The sequence below is a fragment of the Yoonia sp. genome, assembly GCF_030731595.1.
GTDB lineage: Bacteria > Pseudomonadota > Alphaproteobacteria > Rhodobacterales > Rhodobacteraceae > Yoonia.
Genome location: NZ_JANQTS010000143.1, coordinates 1 through 17,438, shown reverse-complemented (window position 1 = coordinate 17,438; position 17,438 = coordinate 1). Strand labels below are relative to the sequence as shown.

The window sequence follows — 17,438 nt, the reverse complement described above, 5'->3', positions numbered from 1 at the left end:
GTCCACACCTCGCGCGCTCCAGTTTTTGGCGACGCGGATCATGTTGATCTCTACCCAATCTGCAAGAACGGCGACCTGCACTGCGGCTTCTTGGCCGAAGGGTGTCAGGCTGTACTCGACATGCGGTGGCACAACGTTGAACGAAACACGGTTCACAAATCCGTCCTCTTCCAGCGTTTGAAGTGTCTGTGACAACATACGCTCGCTCACCCCCGCAAGCTTTCGCCGCAGGGCACTAAAGCGCAGGGTTTCGATCTGCAGTGACATCAAAATCAGAACGCCCCATTTGCTGGTGATGTGTTTCAACACCTCCCGCGACGGGCATTCTTGGGCGGTGAGATCACCACGCATATCGCCACGCTTCAAAAGTTCCGACAGTGACATCGGTTGAAATTCGGAAGAAAGTTTGGACATCTTTATACTAACCTTTTTGTGGGTACTTACTATTAGTTAGTAATGGTAGTAGCGGATGTTTTGCAACTGAAAACATCTAAGGAACTTGTCATGAAAATCGCAATTACAGGCGCAACGGGTCAACTTGGCCGCCTTGTCGTCGCAGACTTGAAAGCCGCAAATACAGGCAATGACATTATCGCACTTGTGCGATCGGCGGACAAAGCGGCTGATCTTGGCGTGAATGTGCGGATCGCAAACTATGATGAACCGGATACACTGCTTACTGCGCTTGCAGGTGTCGACATTGTCTTGTTGATCTCCGGCAGCGAAATCGGCAAGCGGGTGCCCCAACATCGTGCTGTCATTGAAGCTGCCCAGCAAAATGATGTGAAGCACATTGTCTATACCAGCCTTCTCAATGCAGACAGCTCGACGCTGAGTTTGGCGGCCGAGCACAAACAAACCGAGGCGTTGATAAAAGAGTCGGGGCTTACTTACACATTGCTTCGGAACGGTTGGTACACAGAAAATTACACAGCATCCCTTCCAGCGGCCCTGCAAGCAGGCGCCCTGGTCGGCTCTGCGGGAGAGGGGCGTATCTCGTCCGCAAGCCGCGCCGACTACGCTGCTGCAGCAGTCACCGTTCTGAAAGAGATCGCCGCGCAATCCAGCCATGAAAACAGGACCTACGAACTTGCAGGTGATACGGCATATACTCTTGCCGATCTCGCGGCCGAAGCGGGAAAGCAAGTTGGACAATCCCTCCCGTTCCAGAACTTGCCCGCGAACGAGTTTGCCAGAATCCTCGCATCAGCCGGCCTGCCTGAAGCCTTCGCAACCTTGCTGGCAGATGTTGATCTGGAAGTGGAAAAAGGGGCGCTGTTCCATGAGGGTCGCGCCTTGTCGCAACTCATAGGACGCCCGACGACCACCCTGTCCGACAGCGTCGCTGCCGCATTGGCAAAGTAAGTCACTGCAAGCTTTTGGTGTGTAAACACCAAAGGCTTGCGGCACGACACGCGGCCGACGTTCGCTTCTCAATAGAGAACCTGAAGCAGGGTGTCTGACCGGACTGCGCTGCATCTACCAAATACTTGGATAGCGCGATCATAGACCTTCGAGGGCTGCATCCTGCCAGAACCTGCCGTTATTGCGGGCTCATGCGTGGGTTTGCGGTTGACTCGGGGCCATCCCGCGGTAAAAGGCAGCTTCAACGAGATTCATGCGATGTGCCGCCTACGGCCCGCAACCAGGAGAGATGAGACATGGCGAAGCCGACCACTATCAAGATCCGCCTGAACTCCACTGCGGGGACCGGGCATTTCTACGTCACGAAAAAGAACGCACGTACGATGACCGAAAAGATGGCCATCAAAAAGTACGACCCCGTCGTGCGCAAGCACGTGGAATACAAAGAAGGCAAGATCAAGTAACTGATCACCCTTTGGACAGTGACAAGGCCGCGCCCCGTGCGCGGCCTTTTGCGTTTCGGGGCCTCAGGTCAGGACAGTGACCAGCAAAACCAGCAAAAGCCCCGCCTGAGCAGCCAGCGTGGCCAACATACCGTAAAAGCGCAGCCGCCACGGCGTGCCATGAATGGCGAAATAGACCCCATGCATGCATCGCCCCAAGGTCAGCAGCAGCGCAAGAACCGTCAGGGCGAGGGCATTGCCGCCTTGCATCTCGGCCAAACCCATCAGGATCAATGCAATGGGGATTTGTTCGGCCGCGTTTGCCTGACCCCGTATCGCCTTGGCCAAGGCGCGGTCATCGTTGTCGCCCATGACCACGCCACCGCGGCGTCTGAAAAGGATCACGCGATAGGTCAGCAACAAAAGTAGCAGGCCATTGGCAATGGCGGCGAGGCTGGTGACGGGTAAGTCGATCATGGGTGTTCCAAACGAAAAAGGGCCGGTGTCTCCACCAGCCCTCTCAAACCTATGAGGTCAAGTCTTACTCGCGGTTGCCGAACAGCTGCAGCAGGAACATGAACATGTTGATGAAGTCGAGATACAGGTTCAACGCGCCCATGATTGCAGACTTTGCCAGCCACTCTTGGTCACCGTGCGCGGCATGCGCAATATAGTCGTTCTTGATCTTCTGTGTGTCATAGGCGGTCAGACCTGCGAAGATCAGCACACCCAGGATCGAGATCGCGAACATGATTGCAGGGGACTGCAAGAAGATGTTGACGATCATCGCCACAACCAGACCAATCACACCCATGATCAGGAACGCGCCCCAACCAGAGATGTCCTTCTTGGTGGTGTAGCCATAAAGGCTCAGACCCGCGAAGGCGATCGAGGTGATCAGGAACACTTGCGCGATCGAGAAGCCGGTGAAGGCCACGAAGATCCACGCCATGGACAGACCCATGACAGCCGCGAAAGCGTAGAAGAATGTTTGTGCCGCAGCAGCCGAGAAGCGGTTGATCATGGCACCGAAGCCAAAGACCATCGCCAAAGGTGCAAACATCACGATCCAGCCCAGAATATTCGGGGACAGGGTGACAGGATCACGGAAAATGCCAAGCAGAGCCGGTGCTGTACCAACAGCCCATGCAACAGCGAATGTGATCAGCATGCCCACGGACATTGTGCCGTAGACCTTGTTCATGTGGGCGCGAAGGCCCGTATCGATCTCGGCCGCGCGGACTCCGCCGACCGTCCGGATCAGTTGTTCTTGAGCCATTAAAACCTCCAATTTAAACAGCGGCGCCGCGAAACGGCATCCTTGGTTGGAAATATTGGCAGGCGCACCTGCTATTTCAAGACCAATGACTACCAAATTGCGTAAATCTGATCGTTTTGCGCGGGAATGTCGCAGGGGAGGCCCTGCGACCGCCTATTTGCGCCAGTGGTTTGGTACATTCCACATGTTTTGCTGGGCCTCAGCCCGTGCATCTTGGCGGCTGATACCGATGTCTTGAAGCTGGTGATCGTCGAGTGCAAGCAGCTGCCGGCGCTGGCGCGCGATTGCGATCATGTTGTGCAGGCGGGTCCAGAGTGACAGGCGCTTTGCGGCAGGTGAAGCACAGATAATTTGCTGGTGGATGGAAACGGTCATAATATTCCCTTTCGTGATGAATTTGCAGTTTCGTATCTCGATGCTTGATATATAGAACGGGATTTGACATAAGGAAAATGAATGTAATTGAAAGCTAACATCAAGGTTTGTGATATGGCACGAAATCTGGATATGACGGCCCTGCGGTCTTTTGTGGCGGTGGCAGATACGGGCGGCGTCACGCGCGCGGCGGGAATGCTGAACCTGACGCAGTCCGCAGTTTCGATGCAGCTCAAGCGGCTTGAAGAATCACTTAATGTTGCCTTGCTGGACCGCACGGCCCGCACAATCGCGCTGACCCCCGCGGGCGAGCAGCTTTTGGGTTTTGCCCGCAGCATGCTGCGCACGAATGACGAGGTGCTGAGGCTTCTGACAGCCACCGAATTCGAAGGCGAGATCAAGCTGGGTGTCCCGCATGACATTATCTATCCCGTGATCCCTGCCGTCCTGAAACTCTTTGCCACCGAATTTCCCCGGATGCAGGTCAGGCTGATCTCTGCGCCGACGCGCAAACTGCTCAAGATGTTTGGCCGCGGCGAGGTGGATGTGATCCTGACCACCGAAGAGACCTGCGGACAGGGCGGTAAAGTTCTGGTCGAATTGCCACTGTTGTGGATCGGTGCGCAGGACGGTCAGGCATGGCGCAAAGAACCACTGCCGGTTGCCTTTTGCAGCAACTGCATCTTCCGCAGTGGCGTGTTGCAAGCCCTCAATGAACACGAAATCCCGTGGCATATGGCGGTGGATTCCGAGATGGACAATGCGGTTGAAGCAGCCGTAAGCGCCGATCTGGCCGTTCATGTGGCGCTCAAGGGCAGTTTGCCGCCCCATACCGAGGCGATTGACCACGGCGGGCTGTTGCCGGATCTCAAGCCGCAGAACATCAACCTCTATGTGCTGAAATCAGAGGATCAGGCGAGCATGGCCATGGCTGATATCATTCAGCGCTGCTATGCGACCCCGCAGATCGTGCCGCAGTTGCTTATGGCTTAACGACAACTTTTCCGGTCGATTTCCGGCTTCGCATCAGATCAAGCGCCTCGGCCGCCCGATCAAGGGGCAGAATATGACTGATATGTGGGTGCAGTTTCCCGTCGGCATGCCATTGCATCAGTTCGGCAAGGCTGTCGGTCAGTGCCTTGGGGTTGAACGCCAGATAGCCTCCCCAGTAAAAGCCGATGACAGTGATATTCTTGACCAGGATGATATTGGCCGGAATTTGCGGGATATCCCCGCTGGCAAATCCGATCACGATCACGCGGGCTTCACGGTTGCACGCGCCAAGAGCGGCCTTGAAAGCGGCCCCGCCAACGGGGTCATAGACAACGTCCGCCCCGCCCAGCGCCTTGATGGCGGCCTTGATGTCGTCGGTCTCACTGTCGATCAGGTGATCGGCACCTGCCGCCTGGGCCACCGCGAGTTTGTCCGCCCCGCGCGCCACCGCAATGACCTTGGCACCGATCGCTTTGCCGATTTCCACGGCTGTCAGCCCGACACCGCCCGCCGCTCCCAGAACAACCAGTGTTTCGCCCGCCCGCAACTGCGCCCGACGCGCCAGAGCCAGATGTGACGTACCGTAGGCCACCATAAAACCTGCCGCAATTTCATCAGACATCGTAACGGGGACGGGACGGCAAAGCGCTGCCGGAAAGACGCCCTTTTGCGCCATGCCACCTTGCCCACCAAAAACCGCAACCCTCGTACCAATTGCAGGAACAGCGACGCCGGGGCCATGCCCGATCACGGTGCCGCAGACCTCCATGCCCAAAGTGAAAGGCGGTTCAGGCGTGTCTTGATATGTGCCCTTGGCCATTAACAGGTCGGCAAAGTTTAACCCGCATGCAGCAATCTTAAGCAAAATTTCGCCTGCTCCCGGTGTTGGGTCTGGCACATCGCTCAAAGCGGGCTTTTCGCCAAAAGATGCAACTTGAAATGCGCGCATAGGCTCCGAATCCTCGTATTTATTGGTTCCGGACTCCTAACATGACAATGCCGCAAATTGTAAAACAGCGCTCTTTTCGAGCAAATATTCCAAAAGTTAGCGCAGGAACCTGTCTTTAAGGTCAGGACACGGGCTGCAACCGTTGCGTGTTTTGTGCTATTGTTGTCTTGCGAGAGTCGTAAGCGGGACAAGCTGTTACCCTCTGGGCGTCTCGCTTGTTGTATACCTAATGCTGGCATTGTTGTGCGCCATGCTCTTTTTATAGTGAGGAAGTTTGAATGAAACACCCGGTAGATGTCCATGTTGGCAAGCGGATCCGTCATCGTCGATGGATGAGCGGAACGACCCAACAACAACTCGCAGAGGCTGTCGGGATTAAGTTCCAACAGATTCAGAAATATGAGACCGGCATGAACCGCGTTAGTGCGTCTCGTCTTTGGGATATCTCTAAGGTATTGGATGTAAACGTTTCTTTCTTCTTTGAAGGTCTTGATGTGCAACCTGCTGCGGCGGGTACAGGCTCTGACATGCCAAGCGATATCCTGACCGATAAAGAGGCGCTGGAACTGCTGCGCTCCTATTATGCCATCCCTGAAAACCAACGCCGCCGTCTTTTCGATCTCGCGCGCGTACTAAGCGAAGCGGCCTAGCCTTTCTCTTGACCTATCATGCTGCACCGCGTTACCGCCAATGGCGGGCGTGGCGCAGATGAAGGACCTTGCGATGACAGCTGATCTCTCAACCCATGCGGAACTGATGCGCGTGGCCCATGCACTTGCCGATGCCGCGCGACCTGCGACATTGGCGTATTTCCGCGCATCGGAACTCGAAGCTGAAGACAAAGGTGTCATCGCATTTGACCCGGTCACAATCGCCGATCGCAATGCGGAACAAGCGATGCGTGCGGTGCTTGCCGCAGAGCGCCCGAAAGATGCGATATTGGGTGAAGAGTTCGGCTATCACGTTGGGACGAGCGGTCTGACATGGGTTCTTGATCCCATTGACGGCACCCGCGGCTATATCAGCGGCACGCCCACATGGGGTGTCCTGATTTCTGTCGCGGATGAAAGTGGCCCGCTTTTTGGCATCATCGATCAACCCTATATCGGCGAGCGTTTTGCGGGTGGTTTTGGCGTGGCCGAGGTCACGGGTCCGATGGGTCATGCCCGGTTGCAATGCCGGACCAACCGCAGGTTGGCGGATGCCACCATCATGACCACATTTCCCGAAGTGGGTGATGCGCTTGAAGGCCGAGCATTTCACGCGGTCGCCGGTCAGGCCAAATTGACCCGCTACGGCATGGATTGCTATGCTTATGCCCTTGTCGCCGCGGGCCAGGTCGATCTGGTGATCGAGGCGGGCCTCAATGCCTATGATATTCAGGCCCCGATTGCGGTAATCACCGCCGCCGGCGGCATCGTGACCGACTGGAATGGTGGTCCTGCGCATGAAGGCGGGCGTGTCCTCGCAGCCGCCAACCGTGATATTCACGCCGAAGCGCTGGCGATTTTGCAGTCCATCGCCAATGGCTGAAACCCTGATCAAAGACGCCGATGTCATTGTGACGATGGACGATCACCGCCGCGAATTGCAGCGCGCCGATCTGTTGATCCGCGATGGTGTGATTACCGAGGTCGGGCAGGGCTTGCGCGCAGAGAAGGCCACGGTGTTCAACGCAGGCGGCAAGATCGTCACGCCCGGCCTCGTCAACACGCATCACCATCTTTACCAAACACTGACCCGTGCTGTGCCGGGGGCGCAAGATGCGCTCTTGTTCGGCTGGCTCCAGCGGCTTTATCCGATCTGGGCGCGCTTTGGTCCGGAAGAGATGTTTGTTTCTGCGCAAGTCGGGTTGGCCGAACTCGCACTTTCCGGCTGCACCCTGACCTCTGACCACCTTTACCTTTACCCCAACGGTGCAAGGCTGGACGATACGATTGCCGCGGCACAAGAGGTAGGTATGCGCTTTCACGCCACGCGCGGTGCGATGAGCATCGGCGAAAGCGATGGCGGGCTGCCCCCTGACGCATTGGTCGAGAATGAGCGCGCCATTCTCGAAGACAGTATTCGCGTCATCGACGCCTTCCACGACCCCGATCCCGGCGCGATGGTGCGCGTCGGCGTGGCCCCTTGCAGCCCGTTTTCGGTCAGCCGCGACCTGATGCGCGACGCGGCCGTTCTTGCCCGCGACAAGGGCGTGATGATGCACACCCATCTGGCCGAGAATGACGAGGATATCGCCTATTCCCTCGCCAAATTCGGCTGCCGTCCGGGGCAATATGCCGAAGATCTGGGCTGGACCGGTGCCGATGTCTGGCACGCCCATTGCGTGAAACTGGACGGGCAAGAGATCGACCTCTTTGCCCGCTCGCGCACCGGTGTGGCCCATTGCCCCTGTTCCAATTGCCGCCTCGGGTCGGGGATCGCACCGATCCGCCAGATGAGGGACGCAGGCGTGCCGGTCGGTCTGGGCGTCGATGGCTCTGCCAGCAACGACATCGGCAATCTGGTGGCAGAGGCCCGACAGGCGATGCTTTTGCAGCGCGTCCAGAACGGCGCCGATGCGATGTCTGCCCGCGAAGCGCTTGAAATCGCGACACGCGGCGGAGCGCAAGTGCTGGGCCGCGACGATTGCGGGCAGCTTGCCGTTGGCAAACGCGCCGATATCGCGATCTGGAATGCGCAGGCGGTGGAGAATGCAGGATCATGGGACCCTGCCGCCTTGCTGCTGGCCGGCCCCGCCAAAGTTGACGCCCTGTTCGTCGAAGGTCGTCAAATCGTGGCCGAAGGCCAGATGATCACCATTGATATGGGGCGCCTGATCGCAAGGCAAAACAGCCTTGCGGCGAAACTGGCAAGCTAGCGGGGCGCGCTTTGTCTGGCCCTAGGCCTGGCGCTGCGCACCTGCAACCCAGACATCCTTGATCGCCCGATCATCACCCATCATGATCGTCGGAAAGAGCGCATCCCAAAGATCAGTTGCCCGCGCCGCCCGCTGCGCAATGGCAGGTGTCGATTGCAGATCCAGCACCGTGATATCGGCCATCGCGCCGGCACCCAGATGCCCGATCTGCCCCCCCATCTTGAGCGCCTCCGCCGACCCCTCGGTTGCCAGCCACATCAGTTGCGCCGGATGCAGGGCGACCCCGCGCAACTGCCCGATTTCATAGGCCGCAGCCATCGTGCGCAGCATCGAAAAGGACGACCCGCCGCCGGTATCTGTGGCCAAACCAACCGAGACAGAGGCTTTGGCCAGCCCCATCAGATCAAACAGACCCGACCCGATAAATGTATTGGATGTCGGGCAATGGACGACCGCCGCTCCCAGCTCTGCCAACCGCGCAATCTCGCGTGGTTCCAGATGGATCGCATGGCCATAAAGGCCGCGCGCCCCCAAAAGGCCGAAGGCCTCGTAGGTATCAAGATAGTCGCGCGCATCAGGGAACAGCTCTTGCACCCAGGCAATCTCGGGGAGTTGTTCGCTCAGATGGGTTTGCATCAGGCAGTCGGGATTTTCCGCCCAAAGTGCGCCCAGGGCGGCCAGTTGATCCGGCGTTGACGTGGGGGAAAACCGCGGCGTGATGGCATAGGTGGCGCGACCCGACCCATGCCACTTTTCCAGCAGGGTCTTGCTGTCGTCATAGGCCGACTTTGCCGTATCGCGCAGGCTGTCGGGCGCGTTGCGATCCATGCAGGTCTTGCCCGCGACCACGGCCATATTGCGTGCAGCGGCCGCCTCAAAGAACGCATCGACACTGGCGGGATGGATCGTGCAGAAACTGGTCAGCGTCGTGGTGCCATGCGCCAGTGCCAGATCCAGTGTGCGCCCGGCCACTTCGGCGGCATAGGCCGCATCGCCAAAGCGGCTCTCTTCGGGGAACGTATAGGTATTGAGCCAGTCAATCAGCTGCTTGCCCCAGCTCGCGATGATCCCCGTCTGCGGATAATGCATATGGGCATCGACAAACCCTGCGGTGATCAGCCCCGCGCCGTAATCAGTGACGACGGCATCTGGGTGTGCGCTCTGCAAAGCGGCCCCGTTGCCTGTGGCGACAATACGGCCCCCGTCAATCAGCACACCCCCTGCGCTGTCGTAGCTTACGGCCTCCGTCCAATCCCCTGTCAGAGGATTGCCACAAAAGCCAAGGGTTTGGCCCAAAAGTAATGTCTTTGTCATAGGTTCAGCATAAGTGTCGGCGTGACCGGGGTAAATCGCCCAAATCAACGTTGTGCCTCGGGTCTGAAACACTATGTTGATGAGGGCAACAAGGACGGATGATGGCAGAACCGGACGACACCAGCGAAGTCGAAGCTTTCGGTATTACCGACCGTCTGGTCAGTGATGTCATGGAGGCTGTGGCGCAAGAGGATGGCGCCACCATCAGTGGCTTGCTTGACCATCTGCACCCCGCTGACGTCGCCCACCTGCTGGAACAGATCAACACCCGCGACCGCCGCGACCTGCTGACCGTCTGGCCTGGTGGTCTTGACGGTGACATCCTGTCAGAACTTGACGAAAGCCTGCGCGAAGAAGTCATCGACCAGCTTGAACCCGCCGAACTGGCAGAAGCGGTCCGTGATCTGGACAGTGATGATGTCGTCGATCTGGTCGAATATCTGGACGAGGAACAGCAAACCGCTGTTCTTGATGCGCTGGATGCCAGCGACCGGGTCGTGGTCGAACAGGCGCTCTCCTACCCCGAAGAATCCGCCGGACGGCATATGCAATCCGAACTGGTGCGCGCGCCAGAGCATTGGACCGTAGGCGACGCAATTGATTTTCTGCGGTCTGACGTTGTGCTGCCGGATCAGTTTTACCACATGATTCTGGTCGACCCACGGCTCAAGGCCACCGGCTATGTCACCCTTGGCCGCATCCTCAGCCATCCGCGTACCAAAGCCCTGCGCGATCTGGCAGAGCCCACATTCCGCACCTTCAACGTCAATCAGGACGTGGAAGAGGTGGCGCAAGCGATCAACCACTATCACATGATCACCGCACCCGTGGTGGATGACGACGACCGGATCGTCGGCGTGATCACCATCGACGACGCCATGGCCTTTCTGGAAGAAGAAGCCGAAGAAGACCTGTTGCGCCTTGCCGGTGTCGGCGAAGGCAGCCTGTCGGACCGCGTGATCGAAACGACGAAACAGCGGTTCCCGTGGCTCGCGGTCAACCTTGTCACCGCTATTCTTGCGTCGCTTGTCATCTCCTTGTTCGAGGAAACGATTGCCGTGCTCGTGGCTTTGGCCGTGCTGATGCCAATCGTGGCCTCGATGGGCGGGAACGCGGGGACCCAGTCGCTGACCGTGGCCGTCCGTGCGCTTGCCACGCGCGATCTGACCACGGCCAACGTCTGGCGCGTCATCAAGAAAGAGGTGCTTGTCGGCCTGATCAACGGGTTGATCTTTGCGGTCGTGATGGGTGTCGTGGGTGTCGTCTGGTTCGGCTCGCCGATGCTGGGTGTGGTGATCGCTGTGGCGATGGTGATCAATCTGGTTGTGGCAGGGCTTGCGGGCACCGGTATCCCGATCATCCTTGAACGGATGGGGGTTGATCCTGCCCTTGCCTCGGGCGCTTTCGTGACGACCGTCACCGATGTCGTCGGCTTCTTTGCCTTTCTGGGCCTTGCCGCATTGTGGCTCCTGTGATCGACAAATCCGCCGCACGGCAAGCGGCCTTTGCGCGGCGCAAGGCGGCGCATCGCCCTGATGCGGCCACGGCCGGTTCCCTCAGCGAAGTGCTGGCTGGCTATCGCGGAGTGCCGCTGGCAGGCTACATGGCCATGCGCACAGAGATCGACCCAACCCCCGCGATGGAAGAAGCTGCAGCCCATGGGCCGGTGGGCGTGCCGGTCATCTTGGGTGCGGGCCAGCCGCTGAAGTTCCGCCTGTGGGAGCCGGACTGCGCGATGATCAAGGGCGAATTCGGCGCGCTGATCCCCGAAAGTGGCGACTGGATGATCCCGCAAATCGTGATCGTGCCGCTGGTGGCCTTTGACCGGAACGGGGGGCGCTTGGGCTATGGCGGCGGCTTTTACGACCGCACGCTGGCACAACTGCGCGCCACGCAACCCACAATGGCCATCGGGTTCGCTTATGCGGCGCAGGAAGACCCTGATCTCCCGCTTGAATCCACAGATCAACCGCTCGATCTGATCGTGACCGAAAACGGGATCATCACACCATAAAGGCACCGCCCCCAGCTTCTTTTGTTCAAAAATACCTCGGGGGAGGCCGCAGGCCGGGGGCAGCGCCCCCTCGACCGTTCCGCACGGGGACCTAGCTCTCGGAAAACGCCGCCATCACCTCGTCAGAGGCTTCAAAATTCGCGGTCACACGCTGCACGTCGTCATCTTCTTCCAGCGTATCCAAGAGCTTCATCAGCTTGGTCAGCCCGTCCGCATCCACTTCGGTAGTCATGTTGGGCTTCCAGATCAGCTTGGTCGATTCAGACTCGCCCAAAACAGCCTCAAGCGCGCTTGCCACCTCGTTCAGGTCCGTATCGGCGCAATAGATGACGTGGTTGTCTTCGTCGCTTTGCACATCCTCTGCGCCCGCCTCGATCGCGGCCATCATGACAGTATCCGCATCACCGACAGAGGCGGCATAAACCACCTCGCCCTTGCGGTCGAACATGAACCCGACCGATCCGGTCTCGCCAAGGTTGCCGCCATTCTTGGTGAATGTGGACCGCACGGTCGATGCCGTGCGATTGCGGTTATCCGTCATCGCCTCGACAATCACGGCGACTCCGCCGGGTCCATAACCCTCATAGCGGATTTCGTCATAGTTTTCTGCATCCCCGCCTTGGGATTTCTTGATCGCGCGATCAATCACGTCCTTGGGAACAGAGCTGGATTTCGCTTCTTTCACGGCAAGGCGCAAGCGCGGGTTCTTGTCGGGGTCCGGATCGCCCATTTTGGCGGCCACTGTGATTTCCTTGGCAAGCTTGGAAAACAGCTTGGAGCGCAGCTTGTCCTGACGCCCTTTACGGTGCTGAATATTCGCCCATTTGGAGTGGCCAGCCATCTCAAACCTCTTATGATCCGGAGTAAATCTGCGCCTCTATAAGGCATCTCGCGCCAGGCCCGCAACCCCGTGCTAAAGCGGCCAGATGAAGGGGATGACAAAGGACACGATAGGGGCCAGCGACAGGTTCAGCGGAATGCCGAACTTCAGAAAATCCGAAAATTTATAACCGCCGGGCCCATAGACCAGCGTATTGGTCTGATAGCCGATGGGCGTGGCAAAGCTCGCACTTGCCGCAATCATCACCGCCACGACAAGCGGGCGGGGATCGACGCCCAAGGCGCTGGCCAAGCCAATCGCGATCGGGGTCATGACCACGGCGACGGCATTGTTGGACACCAGTTCGGTCAGGACTGAGGCCAGCATATAGACCGCCAGCACCACAAAGAACGGCGGCAAAACCAGCATCGCGGGCGAGAGCGTATCTGCGATCATCGCCACAGCGCCCGAGGATTGCAGCGCAGAGCCGACCCCCAGCATCGCAAAGATCAGCGCCAGCAGGCGGCCATCGACATAGGAAAACGCCTCTTCCGCGTCGATGCAGCCGGTCATCAGCACCAGCGTCACGCCGATCATCGCCAGCATCAAAATCGGGGCCACCCCGAAGGCCGCCAGCACCACAACCCCCAGCAAAACCCCAATCGCCACAGGCGCGCGGTTGCGGCGGTACGCCCGCTGCGAGGGGACAGAGACATCACCCAGGTTCATATCCTCTGCAAGCCGTTGAATATCCGCAGGCGCACCTTCCAGCAGCAGCGTATCTCCCACGCGAATGATCATCTCGTCCATCTGCTGGCTGATGTTCGATTCCCGCCGGTGCACCGCAAGCGTATAGACCGCATAGCGGCGGCGCAGGCGCATCGCGCCCAATTTGCGGCCCACCATCTTGCAGTTGGGCGTAATCAGCACCTCGACCGTGGTGGTTTCCACCGCCGAGACCTGATCAACACGGCGCAATTCCTTGTTGTTCTGCAGCGACAGCAGTTCGGTCATTTCAGTGCGCAGCACCACACGGTCACCCACTTGTAGGGTCACGACCTTCAGGTTGCGCCGCAAAGAGGTATCCCCCCGCACCACGTCGATCAGCCGTACACCGTCGCGTTTGAACAACTGCACATCGGTGACCTCGCGCCCGATCAGGTTGCTGTCGGGGGGAATGACCGCCTCGGAAAAGAAGCGCATTTTGGAGCGGTCCGACAGCATCGTCGCCATGCTCGCCCGATCCGGCAACAGGCGCGGCCCCATGAAGAAAAGATAGGTAAAGGTCCATGCGACCACGACTATGCCGACGGGCATGATCTCTAGGATGCCGAAAGGGTCCATGCCGGATGCCCGTGCGACACCATCCACCAGCAGGTTGGTCGAGGTGCCCAGCAGCGTGAGTGTTCCACCCACAATGGCCGCATAGCTGAGCGGGATCAGCAACTTGGACGCCGAGGTGCCAAGTGTCCGCGCCAATTGCACAAAAACGGGGATCATCACGACCACAAGCGGCGTGTTGTTCATGATCGCACTGGCCAAAGCGACGAACAGCAAACTGCCCCCGATGGCGCGCGCGGGGCTGATCTTTGCTTGGCGTTCGACCAGTTGCGTCATCGCGTTCAAGGCACCCGTGCGCACCAAGGCCCCCACGATGATGAACATCGCCGCAATCGTCCAAGGGGCGGGGTTGGCCAGCGCCATGACAGCGGCATCATAGGGCAGAACGCCCGTGACCAGCAGGATCGTCACGCCGATCATGGCCACAACCTCGGTCGGATAGACTTCGCGCAGGAACATCACAAACATGCCCACGACAACGGCCATCGTGAGAAGTGCGCCCTGCATCTGCGTCAGTTGAACAAAATCACCCATGGGCGACAGTCTTGCCGACCTCTGCTTGTTCGGCAACCCGGGGTTGGACCAGCATCAGGCCAAAGGCCATGCAGAGCAAGGCAAGCCAGACCCAAAGGCTATAGCTCTCGCCCAGTAGCAGCATCGCCCAAAGCACCCCTGATCCGGTGACAAGATAGCTGACTTGCCCCGCGAATACCGCACCCGCGCGCCCCACCAGCCAGACATAGCCGGTATAGACGACCACATGGATGATCGAGGTCGTGACCATCGTGGCATCAGCAAGGATAAAGGGGGCTGATGGAACAAAGAACTGTCCGCTGCCCAAGGCCAGTGGCAAGGCAATCACCGTGCCGATCGCCGAGGCCCCGAACAGGACCTGCACCGGATCAAGCCCCGCCGTCCCCCATTTCGCAAGGATGTTCCCCTCACAGGCATAGCAAAACGGGGCCACCAGCGCCAAAGGCAGAAAGGCGATCATCGCCCGTTCGGGCAGGCTTGCTTCGGGCAGGGCGATAAAGGCGACGCCCATCAGTCCAAGGATCAGCCCCAGCAAACGGCGGAGCGAGAAATGGTCGTTGCCAAGGGCAAGTGCGATGGGAAAGGCCATCATCGGGATCGAGGCGATCACGATCGACATGATGCCAGCGGGCAGATGAAATGCGGCGCGGTAGCTGGCCGTATTTGGAATGAGCGTTCCCAGCACAGCAACCATGAGCCAAAGGGCGAGTGTCTTGGCCGACACCGGCAGGCGGCCAATTTGGCGCCAGCGCAGCGTGCCCAGTAGCACCGCACCAATCAGCAGTTGCCAAAACACGATACCCAAAGGCTGATAGCCGGACATGACGGTGATCTTCGTCAAAGGCTGGGTTAACCCCCAGCCTGTGCCAAGCATCACCAAGATCAAGGTCAACCGCGCGCGTTCAGGGTTCATGCAGGGCCAGCCTGTGCAAGGCGGCCGCCTTGGCGCACCATCTCGACGCGGGTGGCCTTGCCGGTCCGGTCGTCGGTTTCGACGTAAAGGCCCGATAGCGTCGCCTCTTCGGCTGCCGGTGCAAAGCGCGCCTTGGGCATGCCTGTGATAAAACGGCGCAAAGGTTCGACCTTATCCATGCCAATGACCGAGTTGTAGTCACCGCACATACCGGCATCGGACTGATAGGCCGTGCCTCCGGGCAGGATCATCGCATCAGCGGTCGGGACATGGGTATGGGTGCCCACAACGATGCTGGCACGGCCATCGCAAAAATGGCCTGTCGCCATCTTTTCCGATGTGGCCTCGCAGTGGATGTCGATCAGGCTGGCGTTCACTTGGCCTCCCATCGGGTACTGGCGCAAGACCGCATCCAGCGCCGAGAAAGGATCATCAAAGGGGCGCTTCATAAAGACCTGACCCAGCACTTGCGCAACAAGGACCTTGCGGCCACCGGGGGCGGGAAACACCCGCGCACCCACACCGGGGGCGGCCTTGGAGTAATTGATCGGGCGGATGATGCGCGGCTCTTTTTCGATATAGGCCAGCATGTCTTTTTGATCAAAGGCGTGATCGCCCAGGGTCACAACGTCTGCGCCTGCCTCGAAAAGCAGCTTGGCATGTTCGCCGGACAGGCCCATGCCAGAGGTCGCGTTCTCGCCGTTCACAACGACAAAATCCAGCCGCCATTCGGTGCGCAGCCGGGGCAGGTGAGTGGTAATAGCAGCCCGACCGGATCGGCCCATGACATCGCCAAGAAAGAGTATCTTCATACACTCCGTGTTACGGGCTGCGGGGGTTTTCATCCAGCGCTTTTTGCACCCTGCGCGCTTGCCATTGCCACAGGTTGGTGCAACGGATGTCGCATGACACCTCAAGCAGCATCACGCCCCATTGTCGGCATCTTCTGGATGGCCTTTACCGGCGTGATGTTTGTGGCCGTGACAGCGATCGTGAAACATGTCGGAAGCGGCGTACCTGCCGCGCAGGCCGCGTTCTTACGCTATGCGCTGGGGCTGGTGTTCCTGCTGCCGATGATCAAGCCGATCATGGCGGCGCATTTGACCATGCGGCAGAAAAAACTCTTCTGGTTTCGGGGTTTTGTCCACACTTTGGCGGTGATCTTGTGGTTCTTTGCCATGGCACGGATTCCCATCGCGGAAGTGACCGCGATGAATTACCTCTCGCCGGTCTATGTCACGCTGGGCGCGGCCCTGTTTCTGGGTGAACGCCTGCCGCCGCGCCGGTTGATCGCGGTCATCATCGCACTGATCGGGGCGATGATCATCCTGCGTCCCGGTGTCAAAGCGATCGAGCCCGGTCATATCGCGATGCTGGGTACGGCTGTTCTTTTTGCCGCAGGGTATCTGACGGCCAAACAACTCTCGGGCGAGGTCTCTGCTGCGGTTGTGGTGGGGATGCTGTCAATCACTGTGACCGTCGGTCTGGCCCCTTTTGCGCTGGCCGTCTGGGTGACGCCGACGCTGGAACAACTGGGCTGGCTGTTTCTGGTCGCCTGCTTTGCGACCGCCGGGCATTATTCCATGACCTTGGCCTTTGCTGCGGCCCCTTTGACGGTCACGCAGCCCGTCACATTCCTTCAGCTTGTCTGGGCTGTGGCACTGGGCGCGATTGTCTTTGGTGAAGCGGTCGATGGCTGGGTGATCTTCGGCGGTGCTGTCATCATGGCCTCGGTCAGCTTTATCACATGGCGCGAGGCGATCGCACGGCGCAAGATCACGCCGGTGGTGACTGAAACCAAGTTCTGAAAAGCGCCTCGCGGCGCTGCCTCCGGCGGGGATATTTTTACTCGGAAGAAGGCGGGGTCAGACGCGCCAGAAGCGAGCTTTGCGTGACAATCCCGACGGGCTGGCCGTTTTCCACCACTTGCAGATTGGTTCCGTCGATCAGGTGCATGATCTCCTGTACGGGCGTTTCCACGTCGATCGGGGTGCCGTCAGCCGTGCCCGCGGTCATCACATCGCGTGCGGTCAACACGCCAAGCGGGTTCATATGCGCCACGAATTCCGCCACATAGCCATTGGCGGGGTTGGTGAAAATATCGCGCGGCGTGCCGCATTGCACGATGCGACCGCCCTCCATGATCGCGATGCGGTTGCCCAGTTTAAAGGCCTCGTCCAGATCGTGGCTGACAAAGATGATCGTGCGCCCGCGCTGTTTTTGCAGGTCCAGCAG

Annotated in this window: 20 protein-coding genes; 9 read left to right on the top strand and 11 right to left on the bottom strand. The window is 59.0% G+C overall.

The window, feature by feature from the left end; genetic code table 11:
* Positions 1 to 414 (bottom strand): helix-turn-helix domain-containing protein (locus NWQ23_RS16090; protein ID WP_306167408.1); only part of this gene is annotated, 414 nt, incomplete at its 3' end.
* Between the two features lie 90 nt (positions 415 to 504).
* On the opposite strand from NWQ23_RS16090, the gene NWQ23_RS16085 reads away from it, so the two are divergent.
* Together NWQ23_RS16085 and rpmG are read left to right on the top strand one after the other, a co-directional pair.
* Positions 505 to 1,365, top strand: coding sequence for an SDR family oxidoreductase (locus tag NWQ23_RS16085; protein WP_306167407.1), 861 nt, complete (start codon positions 505 to 507; stop codon positions 1,363 to 1,365).
* Between the two features lie 296 nt (positions 1,366 to 1,661).
* Positions 1,662 to 1,829, top strand: a complete 168-nt coding sequence (gene rpmG, locus NWQ23_RS16080; RefSeq protein ID WP_007204264.1) for a 50S ribosomal protein L33 — start codon at positions 1,662 to 1,664, stop codon at positions 1,827 to 1,829.
* A gap of 63 nt (positions 1,830 to 1,892) precedes the next feature.
* On the opposite strand, the gene NWQ23_RS16075 is transcribed toward rpmG, so the two are convergent.
* The 3 genes from NWQ23_RS16075 to NWQ23_RS16065 all read right to left on the bottom strand — a co-directional run bounded on the left by NWQ23_RS16075 (position 1,893) and on the right by NWQ23_RS16065 (position 3,462).
* A complete protein-coding gene (locus NWQ23_RS16075) occupies positions 1,893 to 2,285 on the bottom strand; it encodes an MAPEG family protein (protein ID WP_306167406.1) in 393 nt (130 codons plus the stop codon).
* A gap of 64 nt (positions 2,286 to 2,349) precedes the next feature.
* Positions 2,350 to 3,087, bottom strand: coding sequence for a Bax inhibitor-1/YccA family protein (locus NWQ23_RS16070; RefSeq protein WP_306167405.1), 738 nt, complete (start codon positions 3,085 to 3,087; stop codon positions 2,350 to 2,352).
* A 153-nt stretch (positions 3,088 to 3,240) separates the two neighbouring features.
* Positions 3,241 to 3,462 carry a DUF1127 domain-containing protein gene (locus NWQ23_RS16065; protein ID WP_306167404.1) on the bottom strand — a complete coding sequence of 74 codons (222 nt, stop codon included), beginning with the start codon at positions 3,460 to 3,462 and terminating at the stop codon, positions 3,241 to 3,243.
* A gap of 114 nt (positions 3,463 to 3,576) precedes the next feature.
* On the opposite strand from NWQ23_RS16065, the gene NWQ23_RS16060 reads away from it, so the two are divergent.
* Positions 3,577 to 4,455: a LysR family transcriptional regulator gene (locus NWQ23_RS16060; protein WP_306167403.1), complete on the top strand. Its 879-nt coding sequence runs from the start codon at positions 3,577 to 3,579 to the stop codon at positions 4,453 to 4,455.
* On the opposite strand, the gene NWQ23_RS16055 is transcribed toward NWQ23_RS16060, so the two are convergent.
* Positions 4,445 to 5,404, bottom strand: coding sequence for an NADPH:quinone oxidoreductase family protein (locus NWQ23_RS16055; protein ID WP_306167402.1), 960 nt, complete (start codon positions 5,402 to 5,404; stop codon positions 4,445 to 4,447). The two genes, NWQ23_RS16060 and NWQ23_RS16055, sit on opposite strands and share 11 nt — an antisense overlap.
* Positions 5,405 to 5,682: 278 nt before the next feature.
* Between NWQ23_RS16055 and NWQ23_RS16050 the strand changes: the two genes are divergently transcribed.
* The 3 genes from NWQ23_RS16050 to NWQ23_RS16040 all read left to right on the top strand — a co-directional run bounded on the left by NWQ23_RS16050 (position 5,683) and on the right by NWQ23_RS16040 (position 8,267).
* Positions 5,683 to 6,054: a helix-turn-helix domain-containing protein gene (locus NWQ23_RS16050; protein WP_306167401.1), complete on the top strand. Its 372-nt coding sequence runs from the start codon at positions 5,683 to 5,685 to the stop codon at positions 6,052 to 6,054.
* A 73-nt stretch (positions 6,055 to 6,127) separates the two neighbouring features.
* Positions 6,128 to 6,937 carry a histidinol-phosphatase gene (gene hisN, locus NWQ23_RS16045; protein WP_306167400.1) on the top strand — a complete coding sequence of 270 codons (810 nt, stop codon included), beginning with the start codon at positions 6,128 to 6,130 and terminating at the stop codon, positions 6,935 to 6,937.
* Positions 6,930 to 8,267 (top strand): 8-oxoguanine deaminase, encoded by a 1,338-nt coding sequence (locus tag NWQ23_RS16040; protein WP_306167399.1) that lies wholly within the window; start codon positions 6,930 to 6,932, stop codon positions 8,265 to 8,267. The genes hisN and NWQ23_RS16040 overlap by 8 nt, the downstream gene beginning before the upstream one ends.
* 21 nt (positions 8,268 to 8,288) lie before the next feature.
* Here NWQ23_RS16040 and guaD read toward each other — a convergent pair whose 3' ends face one another.
* Positions 8,289 to 9,581, bottom strand: coding sequence for a guanine deaminase (gene guaD / locus NWQ23_RS16035; protein WP_306167398.1), 1,293 nt, complete (start codon positions 9,579 to 9,581; stop codon positions 8,289 to 8,291).
* A 101-nt stretch (positions 9,582 to 9,682) separates the two neighbouring features.
* Between guaD and mgtE the strand changes: the two genes are divergently transcribed.
* Both mgtE and NWQ23_RS16025 read left to right on the top strand, forming a co-directional pair.
* The gene (mgtE, locus tag NWQ23_RS16030; RefSeq protein ID WP_306167397.1) at positions 9,683 to 11,056 is read left to right on the top strand and encodes a magnesium transporter; all 1,374 of its coding nucleotides are present in this window, start codon (positions 9,683 to 9,685) and stop codon (positions 11,054 to 11,056) included.
* On the top strand, positions 11,053 to 11,595 hold the full coding sequence (locus tag NWQ23_RS16025) for a 5-formyltetrahydrofolate cyclo-ligase (RefSeq protein WP_306167396.1): 543 nt from the start codon (positions 11,053 to 11,055) through the stop codon (positions 11,593 to 11,595). The genes mgtE and NWQ23_RS16025 overlap by 4 nt, the downstream gene beginning before the upstream one ends.
* A 91-nt stretch (positions 11,596 to 11,686) precedes the next feature.
* On the opposite strand, the gene NWQ23_RS16020 is transcribed toward NWQ23_RS16025, so the two are convergent.
* The 4 genes from NWQ23_RS16020 to NWQ23_RS16005 form a co-directional block, all read right to left on the bottom strand.
* Positions 11,687 to 12,436, bottom strand: a complete 750-nt coding sequence (locus tag NWQ23_RS16020) for a YebC/PmpR family DNA-binding transcriptional regulator (RefSeq protein ID WP_306167395.1) — start codon at positions 12,434 to 12,436, stop codon at positions 11,687 to 11,689.
* Between the two features lie 72 nt (positions 12,437 to 12,508).
* Entirely contained in the window at positions 12,509 to 14,290 is a 1,782-nt protein-coding gene (locus tag NWQ23_RS16015; RefSeq protein WP_306167394.1) for an SLC13 family permease, read from the bottom strand.
* Positions 14,283 to 15,203, bottom strand: coding sequence for a DMT family transporter (locus NWQ23_RS16010; protein WP_306167393.1), 921 nt, complete (start codon positions 15,201 to 15,203; stop codon positions 14,283 to 14,285). Before NWQ23_RS16010 ends, NWQ23_RS16015 begins: the two co-directional genes overlap by 8 nt.
* Complete coding sequence (locus tag NWQ23_RS16005) at positions 15,200 to 16,015, bottom strand: TIGR00282 family metallophosphoesterase (protein WP_306167392.1); 816 nt, start codon at positions 16,013 to 16,015, stop codon at positions 15,200 to 15,202. The genes NWQ23_RS16010 and NWQ23_RS16005 overlap by 4 nt, the downstream gene beginning before the upstream one ends.
* A 93-nt stretch (positions 16,016 to 16,108) precedes the next feature.
* On the opposite strand from NWQ23_RS16005, the gene NWQ23_RS16000 reads away from it, so the two are divergent.
* Positions 16,109 to 17,011, top strand: a complete 903-nt coding sequence (locus NWQ23_RS16000) for a DMT family transporter (RefSeq protein ID WP_306167391.1) — start codon at positions 16,109 to 16,111, stop codon at positions 17,009 to 17,011.
* Positions 17,012 to 17,048: 37 nt separating this feature from the next.
* Here NWQ23_RS16000 and NWQ23_RS15995 read toward each other — a convergent pair.
* Positions 17,049 to 17,438 (bottom strand): CBS domain-containing protein (locus NWQ23_RS15995; RefSeq protein WP_306167390.1); only part of this gene is annotated, 390 nt, incomplete at its 5' end.

Bases quoted from the DNA above. Each gene is read 5' to 3' on its own strand.
- NWQ23_RS16085 (WP_306167407.1), top strand. From the start codon at position 505: ATGAAAATCGCAATTACAGGCGCAACGGGTCAACTTGGCCGCCTTGTC.
- rpmG (WP_007204264.1), top strand. From the start codon at position 1,662: ATGGCGAAGCCGACCACTATCAAGATCCGCCTGAACTCCACTGCGGGG.
- NWQ23_RS16075 (WP_306167406.1), bottom strand. From the start codon at position 2,285: ATGATCGACTTACCCGTCACCAGCCTCGCCGCCATTGCCAATGGCCTG.
- NWQ23_RS16070 (WP_306167405.1), bottom strand. From the start codon at position 3,087: ATGGCTCAAGAACAACTGATCCGGACGGTCGGCGGAGTCCGCGCGGCC.
- NWQ23_RS16065 (WP_306167404.1), bottom strand. From the start codon at position 3,462: ATGACCGTTTCCATCCACCAGCAAATTATCTGTGCTTCACCTGCCGCA.
- NWQ23_RS16060 (WP_306167403.1), top strand. From the start codon at position 3,577: ATGGCACGAAATCTGGATATGACGGCCCTGCGGTCTTTTGTGGCGGTG.
- NWQ23_RS16055 (WP_306167402.1), bottom strand. From the start codon at position 5,404: ATGCGCGCATTTCAAGTTGCATCTTTTGGCGAAAAGCCCGCTTTGAGC.
- NWQ23_RS16050 (WP_306167401.1), top strand. From the start codon at position 5,683: ATGAAACACCCGGTAGATGTCCATGTTGGCAAGCGGATCCGTCATCGT.
- hisN (WP_306167400.1), top strand. From the start codon at position 6,128: ATGACAGCTGATCTCTCAACCCATGCGGAACTGATGCGCGTGGCCCAT.
- NWQ23_RS16040 (WP_306167399.1), top strand. From the start codon at position 6,930: ATGGCTGAAACCCTGATCAAAGACGCCGATGTCATTGTGACGATGGAC.
- guaD (WP_306167398.1), bottom strand. From the start codon at position 9,581: ATGACAAAGACATTACTTTTGGGCCAAACCCTTGGCTTTTGTGGCAAT.
- mgtE (WP_306167397.1), top strand. From the start codon at position 9,683: ATGGCAGAACCGGACGACACCAGCGAAGTCGAAGCTTTCGGTATTACC.
- NWQ23_RS16020 (WP_306167395.1), bottom strand. From the start codon at position 12,436: ATGGCTGGCCACTCCAAATGGGCGAATATTCAGCACCGTAAAGGGCGT.
- NWQ23_RS16015 (WP_306167394.1), bottom strand. From the start codon at position 14,290: ATGGGTGATTTTGTTCAACTGACGCAGATGCAGGGCGCACTTCTCACG.
- NWQ23_RS16010 (WP_306167393.1), bottom strand. From the start codon at position 15,203: ATGAACCCTGAACGCGCGCGGTTGACCTTGATCTTGGTGATGCTTGGC.
- NWQ23_RS16005 (WP_306167392.1), bottom strand. From the start codon at position 16,015: ATGAAGATACTCTTTCTTGGCGATGTCATGGGCCGATCCGGTCGGGCT.
- NWQ23_RS16000 (WP_306167391.1), top strand. From the start codon at position 16,109: ATGACACCTCAAGCAGCATCACGCCCCATTGTCGGCATCTTCTGGATG.